This is a genomic window from Tessaracoccus terricola (assembly GCF_054776555.1).
In genome coordinates this window covers 1,223,172-1,243,189 of the sequence record NZ_BAAHBS010000005.1, presented here as the reverse complement: position 1 = coordinate 1,243,189, position 20,018 = coordinate 1,223,172, and the positions used below count along the sequence as shown (strand labels likewise).

Annotated in this window: 18 protein-coding genes and 1 riboswitch; of the genes, 12 read left to right on the top strand and 6 right to left on the bottom strand. The window is 69.0% G+C overall.

Annotated features, from left to right (window positions below; translation table 11 throughout):
* Nucleotides 1-12: 12 nt before the first annotated feature.
* On the bottom strand, nucleotides 13-1,590 hold the full coding sequence (locus ACYU7G_RS15700) for a cytochrome ubiquinol oxidase subunit I (RefSeq protein ID WP_461109482.1): 1,578 nt from the start codon (nucleotides 1,588-1,590) through the stop codon (nucleotides 13-15).
* Between the two features lie 97 nt (nucleotides 1,591-1,687).
* Between ACYU7G_RS15700 and ACYU7G_RS15695 the strand changes: the two genes are divergently transcribed.
* From ACYU7G_RS15695 to ACYU7G_RS15680, 4 genes are all read left to right on the top strand, one after another.
* Nucleotides 1,688-2,062, top strand: coding sequence for a BlaI/MecI/CopY family transcriptional regulator (locus ACYU7G_RS15695; RefSeq protein ID WP_461109480.1), 375 nt, complete (start codon nucleotides 1,688-1,690; stop codon nucleotides 2,060-2,062).
* Nucleotides 2,062-2,832, top strand: coding sequence for a M56 family metallopeptidase (locus ACYU7G_RS15690; protein ID WP_461109626.1), 771 nt, complete (start codon nucleotides 2,062-2,064; stop codon nucleotides 2,830-2,832). The genes ACYU7G_RS15695 and ACYU7G_RS15690 overlap by 1 nt, the downstream gene beginning before the upstream one ends.
* A 136-nt stretch (nucleotides 2,833-2,968) precedes the next feature.
* Nucleotides 2,969-4,231 carry a zinc-ribbon domain-containing protein gene (locus tag ACYU7G_RS15685; protein ID WP_461109478.1) on the top strand — a complete coding sequence of 421 codons (1,263 nt, stop codon included), beginning with the start codon at nucleotides 2,969-2,971 and terminating at the stop codon, nucleotides 4,229-4,231.
* Nucleotides 4,228-5,295, top strand: coding sequence for a hypothetical protein (locus tag ACYU7G_RS15680; RefSeq protein WP_461109476.1), 1,068 nt, complete (start codon nucleotides 4,228-4,230; stop codon nucleotides 5,293-5,295). Before ACYU7G_RS15685 ends, ACYU7G_RS15680 begins: the two co-directional genes overlap by 4 nt.
* Before the next feature lie 63 nt (nucleotides 5,296-5,358).
* On the opposite strand, the gene ACYU7G_RS15675 is transcribed toward ACYU7G_RS15680, so the two are convergent.
* The 4 genes from ACYU7G_RS15675 to ACYU7G_RS15660 form a co-directional block, all read right to left on the bottom strand.
* Nucleotides 5,359-5,709 carry a DMT family transporter gene (locus ACYU7G_RS15675; protein ID WP_461109474.1) on the bottom strand — a complete coding sequence of 117 codons (351 nt, stop codon included), beginning with the start codon at nucleotides 5,707-5,709 and terminating at the stop codon, nucleotides 5,359-5,361.
* Nucleotides 5,710-6,042 (bottom strand): DMT family transporter, encoded by a 333-nt coding sequence (locus tag ACYU7G_RS15670; protein ID WP_461109472.1) that lies wholly within the window; start codon nucleotides 6,040-6,042, stop codon nucleotides 5,710-5,712.
* Nucleotides 6,040-6,106, bottom strand: a riboswitch (guanidine-III (ykkC-III) riboswitch). (Overlaps the previous gene by 3 nt.)
* Before the next feature lie 36 nt (nucleotides 6,107-6,142).
* Entirely contained in the window at nucleotides 6,143-6,583 is a 441-nt protein-coding gene (locus ACYU7G_RS15665; protein WP_461109470.1) for a VOC family protein, read from the bottom strand.
* A gap of 104 nt (nucleotides 6,584-6,687) precedes the next feature.
* Nucleotides 6,688-8,199 carry a SulP family inorganic anion transporter gene (locus ACYU7G_RS15660; protein ID WP_461109468.1) on the bottom strand — a complete coding sequence of 504 codons (1,512 nt, stop codon included), beginning with the start codon at nucleotides 8,197-8,199 and terminating at the stop codon, nucleotides 6,688-6,690.
* Between the two features lie 309 nt (nucleotides 8,200-8,508).
* Here ACYU7G_RS15660 and ACYU7G_RS15655 point away from each other — a divergent pair, with 309 nt between their 5' ends.
* The 8 genes from ACYU7G_RS15655 to ACYU7G_RS15620 all read left to right on the top strand — a co-directional run bounded on the left by ACYU7G_RS15655 (nucleotide 8,509) and on the right by ACYU7G_RS15620 (nucleotide 17,344).
* Complete coding sequence (locus tag ACYU7G_RS15655) at nucleotides 8,509-9,789, top strand: quaternary amine ABC transporter ATP-binding protein (protein ID WP_461109465.1); 1,281 nt, start codon at nucleotides 8,509-8,511, stop codon at nucleotides 9,787-9,789.
* Entirely contained in the window at nucleotides 9,789-10,694 is a 906-nt protein-coding gene (locus tag ACYU7G_RS15650) for an ABC transporter permease (protein WP_461109463.1), read from the top strand. Before ACYU7G_RS15655 ends, ACYU7G_RS15650 begins: the two co-directional genes overlap by 1 nt.
* A gap of 77 nt (nucleotides 10,695-10,771) precedes the next feature.
* The gene (locus tag ACYU7G_RS15645) at nucleotides 10,772-11,698 is read left to right on the top strand and encodes a glycine betaine ABC transporter substrate-binding protein (protein WP_461109461.1); all 927 of its coding nucleotides are present in this window, start codon (nucleotides 10,772-10,774) and stop codon (nucleotides 11,696-11,698) included.
* Nucleotides 11,699-11,803: 105 nt separating this feature from the next.
* Nucleotides 11,804-13,306 (top strand): sugar ABC transporter ATP-binding protein, encoded by a 1,503-nt coding sequence (locus ACYU7G_RS15640; protein WP_461109459.1) that lies wholly within the window; start codon nucleotides 11,804-11,806, stop codon nucleotides 13,304-13,306.
* Entirely contained in the window at nucleotides 13,303-14,247 is a 945-nt protein-coding gene (locus ACYU7G_RS15635; RefSeq protein WP_461109457.1) for an ABC transporter permease, read from the top strand. Before ACYU7G_RS15640 ends, ACYU7G_RS15635 begins: the two co-directional genes overlap by 4 nt.
* Nucleotides 14,244-15,749 (top strand): FGGY family carbohydrate kinase, encoded by a 1,506-nt coding sequence (locus ACYU7G_RS15630; protein ID WP_461109455.1) that lies wholly within the window; start codon nucleotides 14,244-14,246, stop codon nucleotides 15,747-15,749. Before ACYU7G_RS15635 ends, ACYU7G_RS15630 begins: the two co-directional genes overlap by 4 nt.
* Complete coding sequence (locus ACYU7G_RS15625) at nucleotides 15,746-16,699, top strand: sugar ABC transporter substrate-binding protein (protein ID WP_461109453.1); 954 nt, start codon at nucleotides 15,746-15,748, stop codon at nucleotides 16,697-16,699. The genes ACYU7G_RS15630 and ACYU7G_RS15625 overlap by 4 nt, the downstream gene beginning before the upstream one ends.
* Nucleotides 16,700-16,726: 27 nt before the next feature.
* A complete protein-coding gene (locus ACYU7G_RS15620; RefSeq protein ID WP_461109451.1) occupies nucleotides 16,727-17,344 on the top strand; it encodes a DUF1707 SHOCT-like domain-containing protein in 618 nt (205 codons plus the stop codon).
* Between the two features lie 21 nt (nucleotides 17,345-17,365).
* Here the strand turns inward: ACYU7G_RS15620 and ACYU7G_RS15615 are convergent, their stop codons facing one another.
* Nucleotides 17,366-19,993, bottom strand: a complete 2,628-nt coding sequence (locus tag ACYU7G_RS15615; protein WP_461109449.1) for a glycosyl hydrolase 53 family protein — start codon at nucleotides 19,991-19,993, stop codon at nucleotides 17,366-17,368.
* Nucleotides 19,994-20,018 lie beyond the last annotated feature (25 nt).

Genomic DNA, 20,018 nt, shown 5'->3' with positions numbered 1-20,018 from the left:
GAGTCGAACGGGTCAGTAGGCGAAGGACAACACGTCGGTGTCCCGTTCGCCGTCGTCGTCGGGATGGTGGTTCAGTTCGGGCATGGCCGAGCCGATGCCGCCGCGCACGTAGCGGGTGAGCAGCACCACCTCCACCACCAGCAGCACCGCGTATACCAGGGTCAGTGCCACCAGGGAGGACAGCATCTCGCCCGCGCTGACGCCGGGGGAGACGGCGGCCGCGGTGTACATGAACACCTGATCAATGCCGTCGAAAGTGGGGTTCGGTGCCACCACGAATGGCTGCCGGCCCATCTCGGTGAAGATCCAGCCGGTCGAGTTCGCACCGAAGGGGGCAAGGATCCCGAGCAGCGCCAACCGCGCCAGCCACTTGCCGCCCGGCACCGTCCCCTTCCGGGTCAGCCACAGGGCGACGGCGGCGGCCGCCGCGGAGAGCCCGCCGAGGGTGATCATCAGCCGGAATCCCCAGTACGTCACCTCCATGACGGGCAGGTAGTCGATCTCGCTGCCGGCGCGCTCCCCGTACATCGGGTCGTCGGGCAGGTGCGTGCCGTACTTCTCCTGGTACTCGGGCAGCAGCGTGTTGATGCCCTTGACGTCGGTGGTGAAGTTGTTGTGGGCCAGGAACGAGAGCAGGCCGGGGATCTCGAACACCCCGACGACGTCGTCGCACGTGGTGGCCCCACCGCCGCGGAGGTCCCCCACCGATAGCAGGGAGAAGCCGGTGCCGTCGTGGCAGGCAGCCTCGGCGGCGGCCATCTTCATCGGCTGCTGCTGGATCATCAGCTGGGCCTGCGAGTGCCCGGAGATCGAGACGCCGAGGAAGGAGACCAGGGCGATCGCCGCCCCGATCCGGAGCGACTTGATCCAGACCTGGTAGTCCGTGGCGTCACGGTTCCTGCCCAGCGCGGCGGACTCGCCCACCACCACCTTGCCGGCGTCGTCGACGGTGTCGATGCCGGCCTGGCGACGCTTGTGGAGGTGGTACCAGGAGATGCCCAGGAGGAATCCGCCCGCTACAGCGAAGGAGCCGAAGATGGTGTGCGGGAAGGCCACCAGGGCGGTGTTGTTGGTGAACACTGCCCACGCGTCGATCATGACTGCCCTGCCGTCGCGAACCTCGGTGCCGACGGGATGCTGCATCCAGGAGTTGGCCACGAGGATGAAGTACGCCGAGAGGATGCTCGCCAGCGAGGCGATCCAGATGGTGGCCAGGTGGATGCGCCGGGGGAGGCGGTCCCAGCCGAAGATCCACAACCCGAGGAACACTGACTCCACGAAGAAGGCGAGTAGTGCCTCCAGTGCCAGCGGGGCACCGAAGACGTCCCCGACGAAGCGGCTGTACTCGCTCCAGGCCATCCCGAACTGAAACTCCTGGACGATCCCGGTAGCCACGCCCATGATGAAGTTGATCAGGAAGAGCTTGCCCCAGAACTTGGTCATCCGGAGGTACTCCTCGCGGCCGGTTCGGTGCCACATCGTCTGCAGGACAGCCACCACCAGTCCCAGTCCGATGGTCAGGGGAACCATCAGGAAGTGGTACACGGTGGTGATCCCGAACTGCCATCTGGCGATTGCGAGCTGATCCATGTTGGGCCTCCAGACTCTCGAGTTCTACGCAAGGTAGAAGTCGTCGTCGCCAATGTAGTCGATGATTCTCCACTCGCGAAACCGGTAGGCTGGCGCGGTGGCAACTCTCGGCGAACTCGAACGGGCAGTGATGGACCTGCTCTGGGACGCGCACGACCCGATGACGGCATATGAGTTGCGCGACGCGCTGGCCACGCCCGCAGGCGTGGCGGGCAAGGAACTGGCGGTCACCACGGTGCTCACCGTCCTGGCCCGGCTGGAGAAGAAGGGGCTGGTGGTGCGCGAGCGCGAACTGCGTCCCCACTTGTTCACCGCGGTGGCGAGCCGCGAGGACCACACCGTTTCCCTGATCAACGAAGCGCTGGGAACCGTCCCGGACCGCGAGGCGGTCCTGGCCCGCTTCATCGGCGGGATCTCGGCCGAGGATGCCCGTGCGCTGCGCCGGCTCCTCGACGAGCCGCCTCGCCCGTGATGCCGTACCTGCTGGCCGGGCTCGCCGTCGCCCTGGCCTGGCCGGTGCCGGTTCTTCTCTCACGCGCACGGTGGCCCTCGCAGGCACCGTTCGCAGCGCTCGTCCTGTGGCAGGTGATCGCACTCGCCGGTGGGCTGTCGATGATCGGTGCGCTGACGTGGTGGGGTTCGGCACCCGTGTGGGAGGGCCTGCCGTTGGACCCGGCCCAAGCCTTCGCGCTGAGCGCCGCAGTCCTGCTGACCGTCCACCTGCTCCTGACGCTGGCGCGGGAGGCGTGGCGGGCGACCCGCCTGCGGTCCCGGCACCGGGATCTCCTGGCGGTGCTCAGCACACGCTCACCCGAGGACCCCCGACTGCTGGTGCTGGACCATGACCTGCCGGTGGCCTACTGTGTGCCCGGCCTCACCGGCTCGGTCACGGTGCTCTCGAGCGGCCTGCTCCAGCAACTCGGCCCGGACGAGCTGCGGGCCGTGCTGGCGCACGAGGGGGCACACCTGGCGCAGCGGCACGACCTGCTCCTGCTGGCCTTCCTGTCATGGCACAGCGCCCTGCCCTGGCTCCCCACCGCCCGCCTCTCGCTGGCTGCGGTACGCGAGCTGGTGGAGATCCTCGCCGACGACGCTGCCCTGCGCGAGGTGCCCAGACCCGTCCTGCTGCGGGCGCTGGTGGCGGTCACCCCCGGCTCAGATGCGGGCGTGGTGGAGACCGGGGGAGCGCCCAAAGCCGCGCTCTCCTCATACCGGCTATCGAGGTTGCTCGCACAGCAGTGAGCCGCCGGAGGCGCAGGGTTTTCACGCGAGCATCTGCGGAATCGGCCGCAGTGAACGCCTCATCGGCCAGACTATGGGTGCAGTGTTTCGACGGACCGGGCCGGGGGCTCGGCCGAGAAAAGAGAGGTAATCATCCATGGTGTGCCCACGTTGTGGGGCCCAGCTGCCGGACGTTGCTCATTTCTGCCACCGCTGTGGCCACGACATGACGCATCCGGACGAGGCCAAACGAAAGTCATTCGCAGTCAAGCCCGACGAACCCGTCGCATCGTTCGCGCTCGTGTCGACGATCATGCCGCGGGGCGCAGGGGAGAAGCCGCAGACCTATCGTCTAGCGCTGGTGATCGCCCTCACGGCTGCGCTGCTAGCCGCCATCTTCGGCGCGCTGCCGATGGCTGTGCTGATCGCTGCGTTCGCGGTTCCGATCGTCTACATCGTCTACATCTACGACGTGAATCTGTGGGAGGACGAGCCGGTCCCGGTCACGGTGCTGGCGTTCATCCTCACAGGTGGCCTTGCGGCCGTGTTCCTCGTCATCCTGAAGAACCTCGGCCTGCTCACGGCGGCGACCCCGGTCAATGACGTCAACGGGATCGCCCTCGGCGGTATCTCCATGGGGCCCCTGCTCACGGCGCTCATCGTCGTGCCGCTGGTGGGTGAACTGATCCGTCAGATCGGCCCCGTCGTCCTGGCGAGCCGCCCCGCGTTCGACGACCTCATGGACGGCCTGACCTTCGGCATCATCGCCGGCGTCGCCTACTCCACCGCAGACACGCTGGTGCGGCACTGGTCCTCCCTCACCGGCGGCTTCATCGAGATGTCCGACCCCGGCACCTGGGTCTCGCTCATCTTCCTCGAGGGCTTCGTCAAGCCGCTGCTCATCGGCACCGCCACCGGCATCGCCTGCGCGGAGTTCTCGGGCCTGGGCGAGGGCTACGACGGCTTCACCGGCCGCTACGTGCGCGGCCTGATCGAGGCAATCGCCGCGAACGTGCTCTACAGCGGTGGCGTCTACTTCCTCGGGCTCGTGCCCGACCCGACGATGCGCGTCATGCTGCAGGTCATCTGGGGTCTGCTGATCCTGGGTGTCCTGATCATCCGCGTCCGCAACGTGCTGCACCACGGACTGATGGAGGGAGCCCTCGAGGCCTCCGCCCGCCAGGGCGTCGGCGACCACGACGGAGTTGGCGCCGACGGTGCGCTCGAGTTCTGCCCGAAGTGCGAGATGCCGCTCATCGCACACGCCGCGTTCTGCAGCGCGTGCGGCACCGCCACCCGGACCCGCAGCAAGACCAACAAGGCCGGCGCCGCACTCGCTCCGGTGGGTTCGGTCGCTGAGAGCCGGGGGATTCCCGCCGAAGAAGTCACGAGCACCGGCCACGAGGAGGACGCCCGATGACGGACAACCAGAACCCAGGAGGTTGGCAGGGCCAGAACCCCGGCCAGCAGGGCGGTCAGCCGCCGCAGGGACCGGGCGGGCCGCAGGGCCCCGGCCAGGGTGGCTACGGCCAGCAGCCCCAGCAGGGCTACGGGCAACAGCCCCAGCAGGGCTACGGACAACAGCCACAGCAGGGCTACGGGCAGCAGCCGCCGCAGGGAGGCTACGGCCAGCAGCCCCACCAAGGCTACGGACAGCAGCCCTACGGCCAGCAGGGCCCCTACCAGGCCTTCCAGGGCGGGCAGCAGCCCCCTCAGAAGAACTCCAGCGGGAAGATCATCGGGATCGTAGCCGGAGCCGTCGGTGTGCTGGCCATCGCCGGCCTGGCCTTCGCGTTCCTCGCCGGCGGCGACGACGACCCTGACGTGCCGTCGCCGCCACCGATCTCCGAGTCCGCGGACCCGGAGACGACCGAGCCGACGGATCCGGAGACCACGGAACCGGCTGATCCGGAGACCACGGAACCGGCTGATCCGGAGACCACGGAACCCGCGGACCCGGAGACCACTGAACCCGCGGACCCGGAGACCACCGAACCCTCGGACCCGGAGACCGAGGCCCCGGAGCCGCCGGCAGGCGCCATCGACGTCGGCAACGGGATGAGCGTCGTCCCCGCCGACGGTTGGACCGTGGCCGACCAGTCGGACACGGGTGTGCTGCTGGCAGACAGCTCCGGCAGGGTCTTCCTGGTCAACACCGGGCGCTCGGCCAACCCCGAGGCAGAGGTCGCATCGCTTGTCGACGACCTCACCTCGGAAGGCACGGACGTGCGCAAGGGAGAGGTGCAGGTGGCCGACGTCCACCCGGACCTTGTGGTTGCAAGCCAGTTTGCGGTCATGACCGTCACGGGCGGCAGTGGCTCTGCCGACCTGGGGGTGGTCGCCTTCATCTCAAGTCGGTCCGCAGACCAGATTGGTTTCGCATCTGTGCTGCTGGTGCCAGTGGCTGACTTCGAGAACGACGCTGTCCTGGCACAGGCCGACGAGATGTTGAACTCCTTGTTCGTCTCGCAGCTCGGCGGCTGACGCACGACAGGTCCAGACGAAGGGCGGGCAAGTGGGATTCCCCACATGTCCGCCCTTCGTCATTCACGAAGCAGCAGTTTGCTCCGTTGCTGATTTCTTCGGCGAAACGAACTTCAGTCCCACCACCGCTGCGATGATGCCGGAGATGAACAGGACCTTCGGCAGGGAAATGCTCTCGGCGCCGGTGGCCATCGCCCAGCTCACGGTGAGGGCCGCGCCCACGCCCGTCCAGACGGCGTAGGCGGTGCCGATCGGGATGTGCTTCGCGGCCCACCCCAGACCGAGCATGCTGATGGTGACCGCCACGAAGAACACCACGGATGGCACCAGTACGCTGAGCCCTTCGGACATGCCAAGTGCGGTTGCCCAGACGGCCTCGAAGAAGGCGCTTGCCAGGAGGATCACCCAGGGCATTCAGCTCACCGCCTTCAGGCCGACGACCGAGCCGACCAGCAGCAACAGCAGCAGGATGCGGGCGAGGGTGGCCTTCTCCTGGCCCGTGATGATGGCCCACACGACGGTGAGCGAGGCACCAATCCCGACCCAGACCGCGTAGGCGGTCCCCGTGGGCAGCGAGGTCATGGCCCAGGCGAGCCCGAACATGCTGAGCGCACACGAGACCAGGAACAAGATGGTCGGGCGCGGTTTGCGGAACCCCTTCGAGGCGGACAGCGCACTGGCCCAGACGGCCTCGAGCGCTCCTGACAGAACAAGAATGATCCACGCCATGGTGACGAACTCCTCCATGAGTCAGTCTTGTCGTGGTGCGGGTACTGCTCCCTCGTCCGCGAGCCCGATCACGGGGCCCCACTACGCATTCTAGCAAACGGTGGAGCCCCGGCCCGCGTCAGACGTTCTGGACGAGTTCCACCGGGGTGCCGTCGGGATCGTTCAGGTACACCACACGGTTCCCGGCCCAGGGGCCCATCTCCACGGTCTGCGGCTCCGAGTTGAACTCCACCTCACCCTTCAGGCGGTTGTACACCTCGTCCACGTCGTCGACGTTGAGCGCGATGTGCATCGCCCCGGCGTCGCGGTTGGGCTTGGTGTTCTCCTTCGCGCCCTGCGGGCTCTGGTACTCCAGCAGTTCGAGGACGATGTCGTCCTGGATGGGGAGGAAGGCGACGTGGATGTTCGCCCCCTCCTCCTGCACCAGCTTGCTGAGCCATTCGCCCGAGATCGGGAAGACCCACTCGGCCGGTGGCTGCTGGATGCCGAGGGAGTTGTAGAACTCGATGGAGCGCTCCAGGTTCGAGACCGTCACGCCGATGTGGTTGAGCAGACCCAAGGGATCTTTCCTTTCACTGCGGCCGCACCTGTGCGGCCAACTGGAGGTTACTGCACACCAGTGTGCCAACGCGGACTGCGCGCCCGCCAATCGTCGCAGTGGTGTCAGTCCCCGAGGTTCCCGCTGAGGCGGTCGTGGAACCGGGAGGCCTGCTGGTTGAGGCCACTGAAGCGGACCGTCTTCCCACGCTGCTCGTATCGCGTCACGATCGAGTCAAGGGCCGCCACCGTCGAGGCGTCCCAGATGTGGGAGCCGGACATGTCCACCAGGACGTCGTCCGGGTCGTCGGCGTACTCGAACTGGGTGGTGAGGTCGTTGCTGGAGGCGAAGAACAGCTCTCCGTGCACGGTGTAGCTGGCGGTCGCGCCGTCGTCGACGAGCCTCCGGTCCACGGTGACGAAGTGGGCCACCCGGCGCACGAACAGCACCGAGGCCACCACGACGCCCACCACGACGCCGATGGCCAGGTTGTCCGTGGCGACGACGGCCACGACAGTGGCGAGCATCACCATGGTCTCGCTGCGGGGGAGGCGACGCAGCGTGGCGGGCCGGATGCTGTGCCAGTCGAAGGTGGCCACGGACACCATGACCATCACCGCCACCAGCGCCGCCATGGGGATCATGGCCACCCAGTCGCCCAGGACCACCACCAGCACCAGCAGGAAGGATCCGGCCAGGAAGGTGGAGATCCGCGTGCGGGCCCCGGAGACCTTCACGTTGATCATGGTCTGCCCGATCATGGCGCAGCCGCCCATGCCGCCGAACAGGCCGGACATGACGTTGGCGACGCCCTGGCCCCAGGCCTCACGGGTCTTGTTGGAGTGCGTGTCGGTGACCTCGTCGACGAGCTTGGCGGTCATCAGGGACTCCATCAGACCCACCAGCGCCATGCCGAGCGCGTAGGGGGCGATCAGGGTGAAGGTCTCCCACGTCCACGGGATGTCGGGGATGAACAGTTCCGGCAGGCTGCGGGGGAGTTCGCCCTGGTCGCCCACCGTCGGCACCGACAGCGACAGGACCACGACGACGGCGGTGACGAGGATGATCGAGACCAGCGGCGCGGGCACCACCTTCGTGATCCGTGGCATCACCACCATCACCAGCAGGCCTCCCGCCACCAACGGGTAGACGAGCCAAGGCACCCCGAACAGGTGGGGCAACTGAGCCATGAAGATGAGGATGGCCAGCGAGTTGACGAACCCGATCATCACGCTGCGCGGGATGAATCGCATCAGCTTCGCAACACCGGCCACGGCGAGCACCACCTGGAGGAGACCTGCGAGGAGCACCGTCGCGATCAGGTAGTGGATGCCGTGCTCGCGAACCAGGGGGGCCACCACGAGGGCGACGGCGCCCGTCGCGGCCGTGATCATCGCGGGTCGGCCGCCGACGAAGGCGATCGTGACCGCCATCACGAAGGAGGAGAACAGCCCAACCCGGGGATCCACGCCGGCGATGATGGAGAACGAGATGGCCTCGGGGATGAGCGCCAGCGCCACCACGAGCCCGGCGAGCACCTCCTTGGTCAGGAGCTTCGGGGAGCGCAGCGCGGTGAGCACCGACGGGCGCGGGGCGTATCGCGTTGACTTGAGCTCTGGAACCCTGACTGCGGTCACCTGATCCTCCGTGGCCTGGAAAGTGGATGGCCGTGGCCGGCACAAACGTCCAGAACCCTACCCGAGTTGACCTGTCCTTGAATCTGGCGCCGCGATACTGGTAGCGTCCGTTGGGCTGTTCTGCGTCCCCGGTGTGTGGATGCGTCAGCGAGTGCCGCGTCCGGCCGGTAGGAGAGTCCACGGGTCGACGTACGGTGGTGGGGATCGACATTCGGCCTTGGGGCCGCGTCATGTCTGCTGCGCCCGAAGCGCAGCTCTTGTCCCCGCAACCCGGTGTGACGGTGGTCCGAGTCACCACCCGGAGGGAATGTGGCAGACAACGAAATCCAATTGAGGGCCGAATCGCTGTACAAGGTGTTCGGCCGCTCGGGCGAGTCCGCGATCAGGAAGCTCGAGGCCGGTGTCGACAGGGATGACCTGGGCGAAGGCACCACCGCGGCCGTCATCGACGCCTCGTTCGAGGTTCGCAAGGGCGAGATCTTCGTGGTCATGGGCCTGTCCGGTTCGGGCAAGTCCACCCTGATCCGGATGCTCAACGGCCTGCTCGAGCCCACCAGGGGAGTCGTCAAGATCGGGGGCGAGCCCCTCACCGGCATCCCCAAGGCCAAGCTCCGGGAGATCCGCCGACGGCGGGTCTCGATGGTGTTCCAGCACTTCGGTCTGCTCCCGCACCGCAGCGTCATCGACAACGTGGCCTACGGACTCGAGATCCAGGGCAAGTCCCGGCGCGAACGCCTGGCGCGGGCACGTGAGGTCATCCAACTTGTGGGTCTCTCGGGCTGGGAGAAGAACCTGCCCTCCGAGCTCTCGGGCGGGATGCGGCAGCGCGTGGGCCTTGCCCGAGCGCTCGCCAGCGACACGGACGTACTCCTGATGGACGAGGCGTTCTCCGCACTCGACCCGCTGATCCGGCGCGAGATGCAGGAGCAGTTGCTGGACCTGCAGTCCAGGCTCGGCAAGACCATCATCTTCATCACCCACGACCTCAACGAGGCCATGTTCCTTGGGGAGCGCATCGCCGTGATGCGCAACGGCCGGATCGTGCAGATCGGCGCCCCGGAGGAGATCCTCACGGACCCTGCGAACGACTACGTCGCGCAGTTCGTCCAGGACGTCGACCGTGCCCGCGTACTGACCGCGGGTGCCGTCATGGAGCAGCCGCTGGCCGTGGTGCAGGAGAGCGCCGGACCCCGGGCGGCCCTGCGCGTCATGCGCGACGAGCAGACCTCCGCGGCCTTCGTCGTCGGACGTGACCGCCGCCTGCTCGGTGCCATCACGGACCGCAAGGCCCTGGAACTGGTCCGCGCCGGGAAGCCCACCACCGCCGCCGACCTGATGGAGGCTGCCCACGTGGACGCCGCCACCACCATCGCCGAACTCGTGACACCCGCGATCGAATCACCGCTGCCGCTCGCGGTCACCGATGAACGGGGCCACCTCATCGGGGTGGTACCCCGTGTGACCCTGCTGGCCGCCCTCGGTGGCGAAGACGCGAGTGAGGCCGTCGCGGCCCAGGTGATCACACCGCTGCCCGCGGCCACCGTCGAGACGGCACTGGTTGCCGCCGAGAACGAGGAAGGAGGGCTCTGATGGAATTCAAGCTCCCATTCGGTGACTGGGTGGAGGCCGCGGTCGACTGGATCGTCGCGAACGCCGCAGCCCCCTTCGGCGCCATCCGCGAAGCCCTGGTGTTCCTCTACGAGATCATCAACGGTGCCCTGACCGTGCCGCCCTGGTGGGCCGTGATCATCGCCATCACCCTGTTGGCCTTCGTGGCCCGCGGGATCGTGTTCGGCGTCGGTGCTGCCGTCGGCCTGTTGCTGATCGTCGGCCTGGACCAGTGGGTCAATGCGATGGACACCCTCGCGCTGGTCCTCGTGGCCGCCATCATCGCGGTCATCCTGGCCGTGCCCATCGGGATCCTCGCGGCCACCTTCAAGCCCGTGTCGATGATCGTGAAACCGGTCATGGACTTCCTGCAGACGATGCCCGCGTTCGTGTACCTGATCCCGGCGCTCCTGCTGTTCCGGATCGGTGTGGCACCCGGCATCGTGGCGACGATCATCTTCTCCCTGCCCCCGGGAGTCCGGCTCACCGAGCTCGGCATCCGGGGCGTTGACAAGGAAGTGGTGGAGGCCGGTTCCGCATTCGGGGCCTCCCGGTTCCGGATCCTGCGCCAGATCCAGCTGCCGCTGGCGATGCCCAGCATCATGGCCGGAATCAACCAGGTGATCATGCTCTCGCTGTCCATGGTCGTCATCGCCGGCCTGGTCGGGGCGGGCGGCCTCGGTGAGCAGGTGATCGCAGCCCTGCAGCGCCTCGACACGGCACTCGGCTTCGAGGCCGGCCTGTCGGTGGTCATCCTCGCGATCCTCCTGGACCGCTTCACGGGCGCCTTCGGACTGAAGAAGGGCTTCTACTCCTGGGCCGGGACCAAGCTCGGCCAGCGGAACGCCACCAAGACCGACACCGTCCAGGCCGCAGAAGCGGCCTGAGTCGGCAACCGCGCGGCGGCATGTGCGCCGCGCGTCGCGGCGGGGGGAGACTCCCCACCGCCGGGAAAGGAACACCCATGACCAAGCGAATTCTCAAGGTGATCGCGGGAGCGGTTGCCGTCGGCGCCGCGCTGACCGGCTGCTCGTCGGACCCCGAGGCCGAACCCACCAACGACAACACCGACTCGACCTCGCAGGAGACCACCGCCACCGAGGAGAAGGGCGAACTCACCGTCGCCGTCTTCAACGGTTGGGAGGAGGGCATCGCCACCTCCGAGCTGTGGAAGCACGTCCTCGAGGAGCAGGGCTACACCGTCGAACTGTCCTACGTCGACGCGGCCCCGGTCTTCGCCGGGCTCGCCTCCGGTGACTACGACTTCACCACCGACGTGTGGCTGCCCGTCACCCACAAGGACTACGTCGAGTCGTTCGGTGACGACATCGTTGACCTCAGCCCCTGGTTCGACCAGGCCAAGCTCACCGTCGCGGTGAACGAGGACGCCCCGATCGACTCCCTCGCCGAGCTGGCCGAGAACGCCGACCTGTTCGGCAACACCATCGTCGGCATCGAGGCGGGCGCCGGCCTCACACAGGCCATGGAGAACGCCGTGATCCCCGGCTACGGCCTGGAGGGCATGACCTTCCAGACCTCGTCGACCGCCGCAATGCTCGCCGAGCTGACCGCAGCCACCGACGCCGGCGAGAACATCGCCGTCACCCTGTGGGAGCCGCACTGGGCCTACGAGGCGTTCCCGATCAAGAACCTCGAGGACCCCGAGGGTGCACTGGGCGGCGCCGAGACCATCCACGTCTACAGCCGCACCGGTTTCGCGGACGACTTCCCCGAGGTCGCCGGCTGGTTGGAGAACTTCGAGATGGACGGCGAACTGCTCTACAACCTCGAGGACCTCCTGTTCAACCAGAACGACACCGACGACTACGCACCGCTCATCGAGCAGTGGGTCGAGGAGAACCGCGACTACGTGGACGGGCTGACCAGCTGACGCGTCCACCGCGAACACCTGACTCGGAGCACCCTTGCCCCGCGCCTCGGCGCGGCAATAGGGTGCTCTGGTCATCCCTAGCCGAACCGGTCACCAGGAGCCACGATGCCCACGCGCCCCGAGCCAGTACTGGCCACCCGTGGCATCAGCAAGGACTACGGCCCCAACCGGGTGGTCTCCGACGTCTCACTGGAGTTCCACGCCGGCAGCATCCACGCCCTCCTGGGTGAGAACGGCGCCGGCAAGTCCACCCTCATCGGCATGCTCGCCGGGGCGCGGCAGCCGAGCGACGGCGGGATCCTGCTGGACGGCGTCGACGTGGAGTTCCGCTCCGTGGCGCAGGCCCAGGCGGCCGGCGTGGTGGCACTGCCCCAGGAACTGCTGCTGGTCGGCTCGCTCGGCGCGGCTGAGAACATCTTCCTCGGGATGCGACGCCCAGGACCGCGTGGTCTGGCCAACCGGCGCGAACTGGCCCGGGCAGCGGCGACGCAGCTCGCAAGGCTCGGGGTGGAACTCGACGTCGACCGCCCTGTGCGGGAGTTGTCCGCAGTGCAGCAGACCATGGTGGCGCTGGCCCGGGCCCTCGCACGGGAGGCCCGGGTACTGGTGCTGGACGAGCCCACTGCCGCGCTGACCGACACCGAGACCGAACAGCTGTTCCGGGTGCTGCGCTCCCTCCGGGAAGAGAGGACGGCCATCATCTACGTCTCCCACCGCCTGGAGGAGGTGTTCGCCCTGGCCGACGTCGCCACCGTGATGCGCAACGGCCGGCGCGTGTGGACCCGCGCGATCACGGAGACCTCCAGCGACGAGGTGGTGGGTGCCATGATCGGCCGCTCGCCCGAGCAGGCCTTCCCCGACCGGGCCGCCACCAGCGGTGCGGAGGTCCTGCGGGTGAGCGGACTCAGTGGGCACACGCTGTCCGGGGTCTCGCTCGAGGTCCGCTCCGGACGGGTGCTCGGCGTGGCCGGGCTCGCCGGCTCCGGGCGCTCCGAACTGCTCCGGATCATAGCCGGCGCCGAACGGGCCCAGGCGGGCACCGTGCAACTCGACGGACGGGACCTGACCCGGGCCTCGGTCGCCCGGCGCATGGACGCAGGCATCGGCTACGTTCCCGAGGAGCGCCGCAGCCAGGGGCTGGTGATGAACGCCTCCATCGCGACGAACATCGCCCTCGGTAGCCTGCGGGAGCTCAGCCGTGCGGGTGTGGTGGACCCCCGTGCGGAACTGCGACGCAGCCGCCAACTCTGCGACGACCTCCAGGTCAGCGCCACTTCCGTGAAGCAGGGCGTGGCCGAACTCTCCGGTGGCAACCAGCAGAAGGTGGTGCTCGCGAAGTACCTCGCCAGGCAACCGGAGGTGCTGCTGCTGGACGAGCCGACGCGCGGCATCGACGTCGGCACGAAGGCGGAGATCTACCAATTGATCCGGGGACTGGCAGAGCGCGGCGTCGCCGTCGTGATGGTCTCCAGCGAGATCCCCGAACTCCTCGGCCTGGCCGACGAGATCGCCGTGCTGCACGAGGGACGCCTCGAAGACGTCGTCCCCGCTGCCACCGCCACCGAAGAATCCATCCTCCACCTCTGCTACAGGAAGCCCGATCGATGAGCACCCGCACCACCTCCCGCCTGGCCTCCTACGGGACCCTGATCGGACTGGTCCTGCTGCTCGTCCTGTTCACCGCGCTCGACTCCCGCGGGATCTTCCTCACCCCCGCGAACCTCACCAACGTCCTCGAACAGATCGCGGTGCTGGCGATGGTGGCGGCGGTCCAGACGGTGGTCATGGTGGTGGGGGACTTCGACCTGTCCGTCGGATCCCTGGCCAGCCTCGTCGGCGTGATCACCGCTCAACTGCTGGTCGGTGGGATGCCGGTGCCGGCGGCCATCGCGATCGCGCTCCTGATGGGCCTGGCAGCGGGTGCACTCAACGGGCTGCTGGTGTCCTACCTGGGGTTGTCGGCCTTCATCGCCACGCTCGCGACGATGACGTCGTTCACCGGCCTCGCCCTGCTGGTGTCCAACGGCGCCACCGTCTTCGGCCTGCCCGAGGGATTCGTCGCGATCGGCCAGGGCCGGTTGGGGCCGGTCCCGATGCCGGTGGTGATCGCCGTCGTGCTGGGCGTGGTGGTGTGGTTCGTGCTCTCGCGCACCGTGCTGGGCCGCGAGTGGTACGCCGTCGGCGGGAACGCCGAGGCCGCCCGACTGTCCGGGGTCAACACGCCTTTGGTGCGGTTCAGTGCCTTCCTCGTCTCCGGGCTCGGGGCCGCCCTGGCGGGCGTGGTGCTGACCGCCCGGCTCGCCTCCGGGCACCCGAACGCCGGTGACCCGATGATGCTGATGTCCATCGCCGCCGTCTTCCTGGGCGTCACCCTGTCACGTGCCGGGCAGCCGCTGCTGGGCGGCACCGTGGTGGGCCTGCTGATCGTCGGCGTGCTCAACAACGGCCTCAACCTGCTGCAGGTCAACAGCTACGTCCAGCAGGTCCTGACGGGCGTGATCATCATCGCCGCCGTCAGCCTGTCCCACTTCAGCCGGGCCCGCCGATGACCGGCCTGGTGGCAGGCCTGGACCTCGGCACCTCGAGCGTGAAACTCGTGGTGCTCGAGGCCGACGGCACCCTCGTCACCGAGGCCGAGGAGTCCTACCCCACCCACACGGCCGCCGGGGGAGTGGTGGAGCAGCAGCCGCAAGACTGGTGGCAGGCGACCGCTGCGGTGCTGCGCCGCAGCGGCGTCGCCGGACGGATCAGCGTGCTCGGGCTCACGGGGCAGATGCAGGACCTGGTGCCGGTGCGCGGCGGCGAAGCCGTCCGAGCAGCCATTCTCTACTCCGACACCCGCCCCGCGACCCAGCACCGCCGGCTCCGCGACGCCGTCCCGGACTGGGAGACCCGCACCGGCAACCACCAGGACGTCAGCAACGTCGCCGCCAAGATCGCCTGGCTGGCGGAGCACGAGCCCGCGGTACTGGCCGAGGCGGAGCACCTGCTGCTCGGACCCGCCGGGTACGTCGCCCACCGTGCCGGTGCACGGGCCGCCTGTGACGTAACCACCGCTTCCGCCACCGGGCTCCTCGACGTGGCCGCGGAGGACTGGTTCCACCGCGTGGTCGTGGCCGCCGGGGCAGACCCGGCTCTGCTGCCCCTCCTGACCGGGGTCGGGGAGGGTGACGGCCTCGTCGGACAGGTCGACCGGGCGGCCGCCGAGGAGCTGGGGCTCGCTGCCGGCACCCCCCTGGTGCTGGCGGAGGGTGACGCGGGTTCCACCACCGCTGGCCTCATCGGGACCGAACCCGGCGACGCGTACCTGTACCTCGGGACCACGGGCTGGCTGGCCGGCATCACACCGGCCGACGGCTCGGCGCCCTCGCCCATCCACTCGCTGGTGCTGCCGGGCTGGGCCAACCGGCTCAGGATCGGCGCCGTGCAGTCGGCCGGCTCCGCGGCCGCGTGGGCGCTGCGGACCTTCCTGCCGGGCGCGACGTTCGCCGAGGCGGAGGAGCGTGCCCGGCCACGGCTCGCGGCGGTGGCCGACCGGCCGTTGTGCCTGCCCGGACTCACCGGGGAGCGGACCCCCGTGCGCGACAGCGACCAGCGGGCAGCCTTCGTCGGCGTGCAGGCCACCACCGCACCCGAGGACCTATACCTGTCCGTCCTGACCGGCGTGGCGATGGGGCTGCGGCACGCAGCCACCGAGATGGGGATCGACCAGCGTCGCATCCCGCTCGTGGGAGGTGCGTCGGGCAGTGCGCTGTGGCGCCAGGTCCTGGCAGACGTGTTCGGGGCGAGCATCGTGACCAGCGCCGCCGCGGGGGCCCCGGGCGCCCAGCACGCCGCCCGCGCCGCCGCAGACGCAGCGGGCCTGCAGCACGGGCTGCGCGCCGTGTTCGAGGACCACCGCGGCGACGAGACGCAGCCGTCGGATGTCCACGGGCGGCTCCAGGAACAGCTCGGGATGCACCGGGGCCTCTACGATGCCCTGAGGCCCACGTTCCACCGGCAGGCCGAGAACCGCCAGTCCGGGGAAGAAGAAGTTGAGGAAGAAGCATGAAGTCGAACAAGTTCTGGAGTTCCATCGCCCTCGCAGCGGCAGCCGCCCTCGCCCTGACCGGCTGTGGCTCGCAGGCCGCCCCTGCCGGCACCGACGCCCCCTCTGAGGACGTCGCCGCCGACGGTGTCGAGGTCTCGGTGCTGACCCCCTACCTGGCCAACGCCGCCACCAAGGAGGTCATCGAACTGTTCCAGGCCGAGGGCGAGGAGCGCGGCTGGGACGTCAGCGTCGTCGACACCGCCGGTGACTTCAACAAGCTGAACAGCGCCTTCCAGGACGCCGCCGCCCAGGGACCCGACGCGATCGTGCTCGGTACCGGCGACCCGGCCCAGATCTCCCTCGGCCTGAAGGCCGCCGCGGACGCCGGCGTGCCCGTGTTCGCCATCGACGCCGGGGCCGCCGACGGCATCGCCGCCAACGTCACCAGCGACAACGTGGACCTCGGCGAGCAGAGCGCCAATGCCCTGATCGAGGCCATGGGCGGCGAGGGTGCCATCGTGATGCTGACCCATGACCCGCACCCCGGTGTGAAGGCCCGTGCCGAGGGCGCCCGTGCGGTGTTCGAGGCGGCCGGAATCGAGATCCTCGAGGCCAAGCACGTAGAGGTCCCCGGTCCCGTGGAGGACGCCCGCGCCTCGGTCCAGGACCTGGTCTCCGCGCGCGGCGGCGACATCACCGGGATCTGGGGCGGCTGGGACGAGCCCGCGCTGGGTGCCACCCAGGCGCTCGAGGCGGCCGGCGTCACCGACGTGCCCGTGGTGGGCGTCGACGGCCAGGACTTCGCGCTCGCCGAGATCGAGAAGGGTGGGCCCTTCGTCGCGACGGTGAAGCAGGACTGGCCCGCGATCGCTGCCGAGGTGGCCAACCTCGTGGAGGCCAAGGTGGTCGACGGCCAGGACCCGGCCGAGAACAACGTCGAGCTGCCCGGCACCCTGGTGACCGGGGCCTGACACGCCGTAGACGGCATACTGGGACACATGGACCGCGAAGACCCCGTACCCCAGCGCATCGGCGACGCCGAGCGTGACTTCGCGGTGCAGCAACTGCAGGAGCACCACTCGCAGGGACGGCTCGACTCGTTCGAGTTCGAGGAGCGCATGTCCAAGGCCCTCGAGGCCCGCACCGGTCCCGAGCTGGCACGCTTGTTCCGAGACCTGCCCGGACCCAACCCGGGCGAACCCGCAGCCCCGTACCCGGCGATGTCCCAGCCCAGCCCCTACGCGGTGGCGCCCCAACCCGCCGCCGAGCCCGAGACGCCCTGGTTCGCCCAGTGGTGGTGGATGATCGTGGCCGTCGGCATCACCGTCGTGTCCCGGGGCAACGTGGGTTTCATCATCCCGATGATGGCCATCTGGCTGTTCGTGATCTGGCCGAGCATCAGCAAGTCGCGGCGGCCCAGCATCGACGACCCCGCGCAGGGTGCCCGGCTGACGGCCTCCCTGTCCGAGTGGCAGCGCCAGCAGGTGCTCGGCGAACTCGGCCAGGGCCGCAAGATCCCCGCCATCAAGCTCTACCGGGAGTTCACCGGTGCCGGCCTGAAACTGGCCAAGGACGAGGTGGAACGCATGGGCAGGCAAATCGGCCGCGGCTACTGAGAGCCGCGGCCGATCCCGGGATCAGGCCTTGAACCTGACCATGTTGTTGAACACCCAACCCTGCGTCCAGGCGTAGCTCCAGTTGCCCGACGCGTCCTGCGTCCCGGCGACGTAGTCGGCCCGGATCCAGGTCCGGCAGCCGTTCCTGCCGGTCTGGGCGGTGTCGCACTCCGTCTTCCACTGGCGGCCGTCGCTGGTGAACTCACCCGCATTGGCCAACGGGTTGTCACCCCACTGCGCGCGCGTCATGTGCGGCAGGTAGGTGAGGTTGTTGAACTGCCAGCCGGTCTCGGAGACGAACCCGGAACCCTCGGCGCTGACCTGGGTGGCCCAGATGTCGGTGGTGCACCGGATGGTCTGCGAGTACGGCTCGCACTGGGTGTGCCACCACCGACCGCCTGAGTTGTGGAAGCCCGGCGTCGAGTACACGTCGCGCTCCGTTGCCGGGGGCGTGGTCGGGGTGGCGGTGGCGGTGACCGTCACCGTCGGAGCCGGCGACGGCGTGGGCGAGGGCTCGGGATCCAGCCCTGCGAGTGCCTCGGTGACCACCGCGATGCCGCGGTCCACGGCCTCCTGGGTCGGAGCGTCCGCGGACAGGACGATGCCGGCCTGCGCCAGTGCCTCGTCGAGGGCGGCGAGTGCGGCGGCCGGGATGTCGTCTCGGTCGATCGCGCCGGCCTGTGCCACGAGGGCCGCCAGTTCCGTGGTGTCGGCCCCGACGCCGCCGGAGCCCACCAGCTCGAGGTCGTCGAGGGTTCCCCAGGCCTCGGCGGGCAGGTCGAGGGTGATGCGGACCTCGACGTCATCGCCTTCCGCAACCTCGATGGGACCGGCCACCGGGGTGGACCAGTTGCGCCAGCCGTCCATGGTGAAGTCGGCCGCGGCGGTGGCGCCGTCGGGGAGGACGGACACCTGGATCTGCATGGTGCTGCCGTCGGCCTCGCCGTCGCCCTGCAGTGCGGCCCCAGCCTCGTAGGTCCCGGCCGGGAGGTCGGTCACCGTCTGGCTGATGGTGAAGGACAGCGGCTCGGGGCTGTAGAAGTGCACCGAGCGATCGCCGCCGTGCGGGTCATCGGTGGACCGCACCGTGAAACCGGAGCCGGTGGTGGTCCACATGGAGGTGTCCTCGTCCTCGAAGCCGGGGTTGGCCAGCAGGTTCGGGGCAGTCACCAGGATGTGCGCCTCGGCTGCGAGGCCCGAGGACGTCGTGCCGGGGACCGTGTAGCTTCCGGGGCCCTCGATCCAGTGCACGGCGGAGGACCAGGTGACCGGCTGCTGCTCGACGGAGCCGTCGTTGAAGGTGACGCCGATCCGGACGGGCAGGCTGATCCGCTCACCCTGGACCAGTTCGAGCTCGATGGTCTCCACCGAGACGGGCTCCAGGGGAGCGACGGCGCCCGTGCGGGCGTAGGCGAACACGTTCAGGGACTCCAGCGGGTTGCCCTCGAAGTCGAACAGTGCCTGGTTGTCCCAGGAGCTGCCGCCGTACCACTGGCCGGCGTCGTCGGGATCGTACTCGGCCGCGAAGCTGGTGGCCCAGCCGGAGCCGAACTCCTCCCACAGCAGCTTGTTCGCCTCGAGGTCCTCCGGCGGACCGACCGGCAGCCAGGCGGGCTCCCAGTAGTAGACGCCGATGCCGGCCTCGCCCACGTTCACGACCGCCTCGATGACGTCGCGGACCGCGGTGGCCTGGCCCTGGACGGAGACCGGGTACGCGGTGGCCTCGGAGGGCACGTCGATGGTGTTGCCGTGGCCGTCGCCGTCGGCCATGGTGTGGGCCCAGGAGGTCTCGGCGACGATGACCTGCTTGCCATAGGTGTCTGCCACGTGCGAGAGCACGGAGGTCAGGTTCTGGGGAGTCCCGTGCCAGAACGGGTAGTAGGAGGAGGCGAACACGTCGTAGTCGACGTCGTTGGCATCCAGGGCGGCCGCGACGCCGGCATAGAAGCCCTCGCGGTGGGGGTCGGTGAAGTGGACGGCCACCAGGGCCTCCGGCAGCACCTCCCGCACCGCCTCGGAGCCCGCCTGGAAGAGCCGGCTCATGTCGGTGAGCCCGCTGACACCGGCGACGCGGTTGTTGGTCTCGTTGCCCACCTGGACCATGCGCACGTCGACGCCCGCGTCCTCGAAGGCCTGCAGGGACTCGGCGGTGAAGTCATGGACGGCCTCGACCTTCTGGTCCAGGTCCATCCCGGCCCACGCCTTGGGCGCCTGCTGCTTGCTGGGATCGGCCCAGAAGTCGGAGTAGTGGAAGTCCACCAGCAGCGAGAGCCCCGCTGCGGTGGCCCGCTCACCGATCTCCACGGCCCGACCCACGTCGACGTTGCCGCCGCCGTAGCCGTTGTCCTCGGCGTCGAACGGGTCGTTCCACACGCGCACCCGTACGTCGGTGACCCCGGCGTCGGCGAGCAGGTCGAACAGGTCCGCGGGATCGCCCGCGTCATCACGGAAGACCACCCCCGACTCCTCCAGCGACAGTACTGACGAGACGTCGACGCCGTTGATGAAGTCCTCGGGGAGGCCCTCCACCTTCTCCACGAAGATCCCGGCCTCGACGGCCTCGTCGGCACCTGCCATCGGTGCCGGCCCCACGAGGGGGATTGCGAGCGCCGCTGCCGCGGCACCCAGTGTGATTCTTCTCCAGGACATTTCCTGGCCTCCATCCACGTCGATG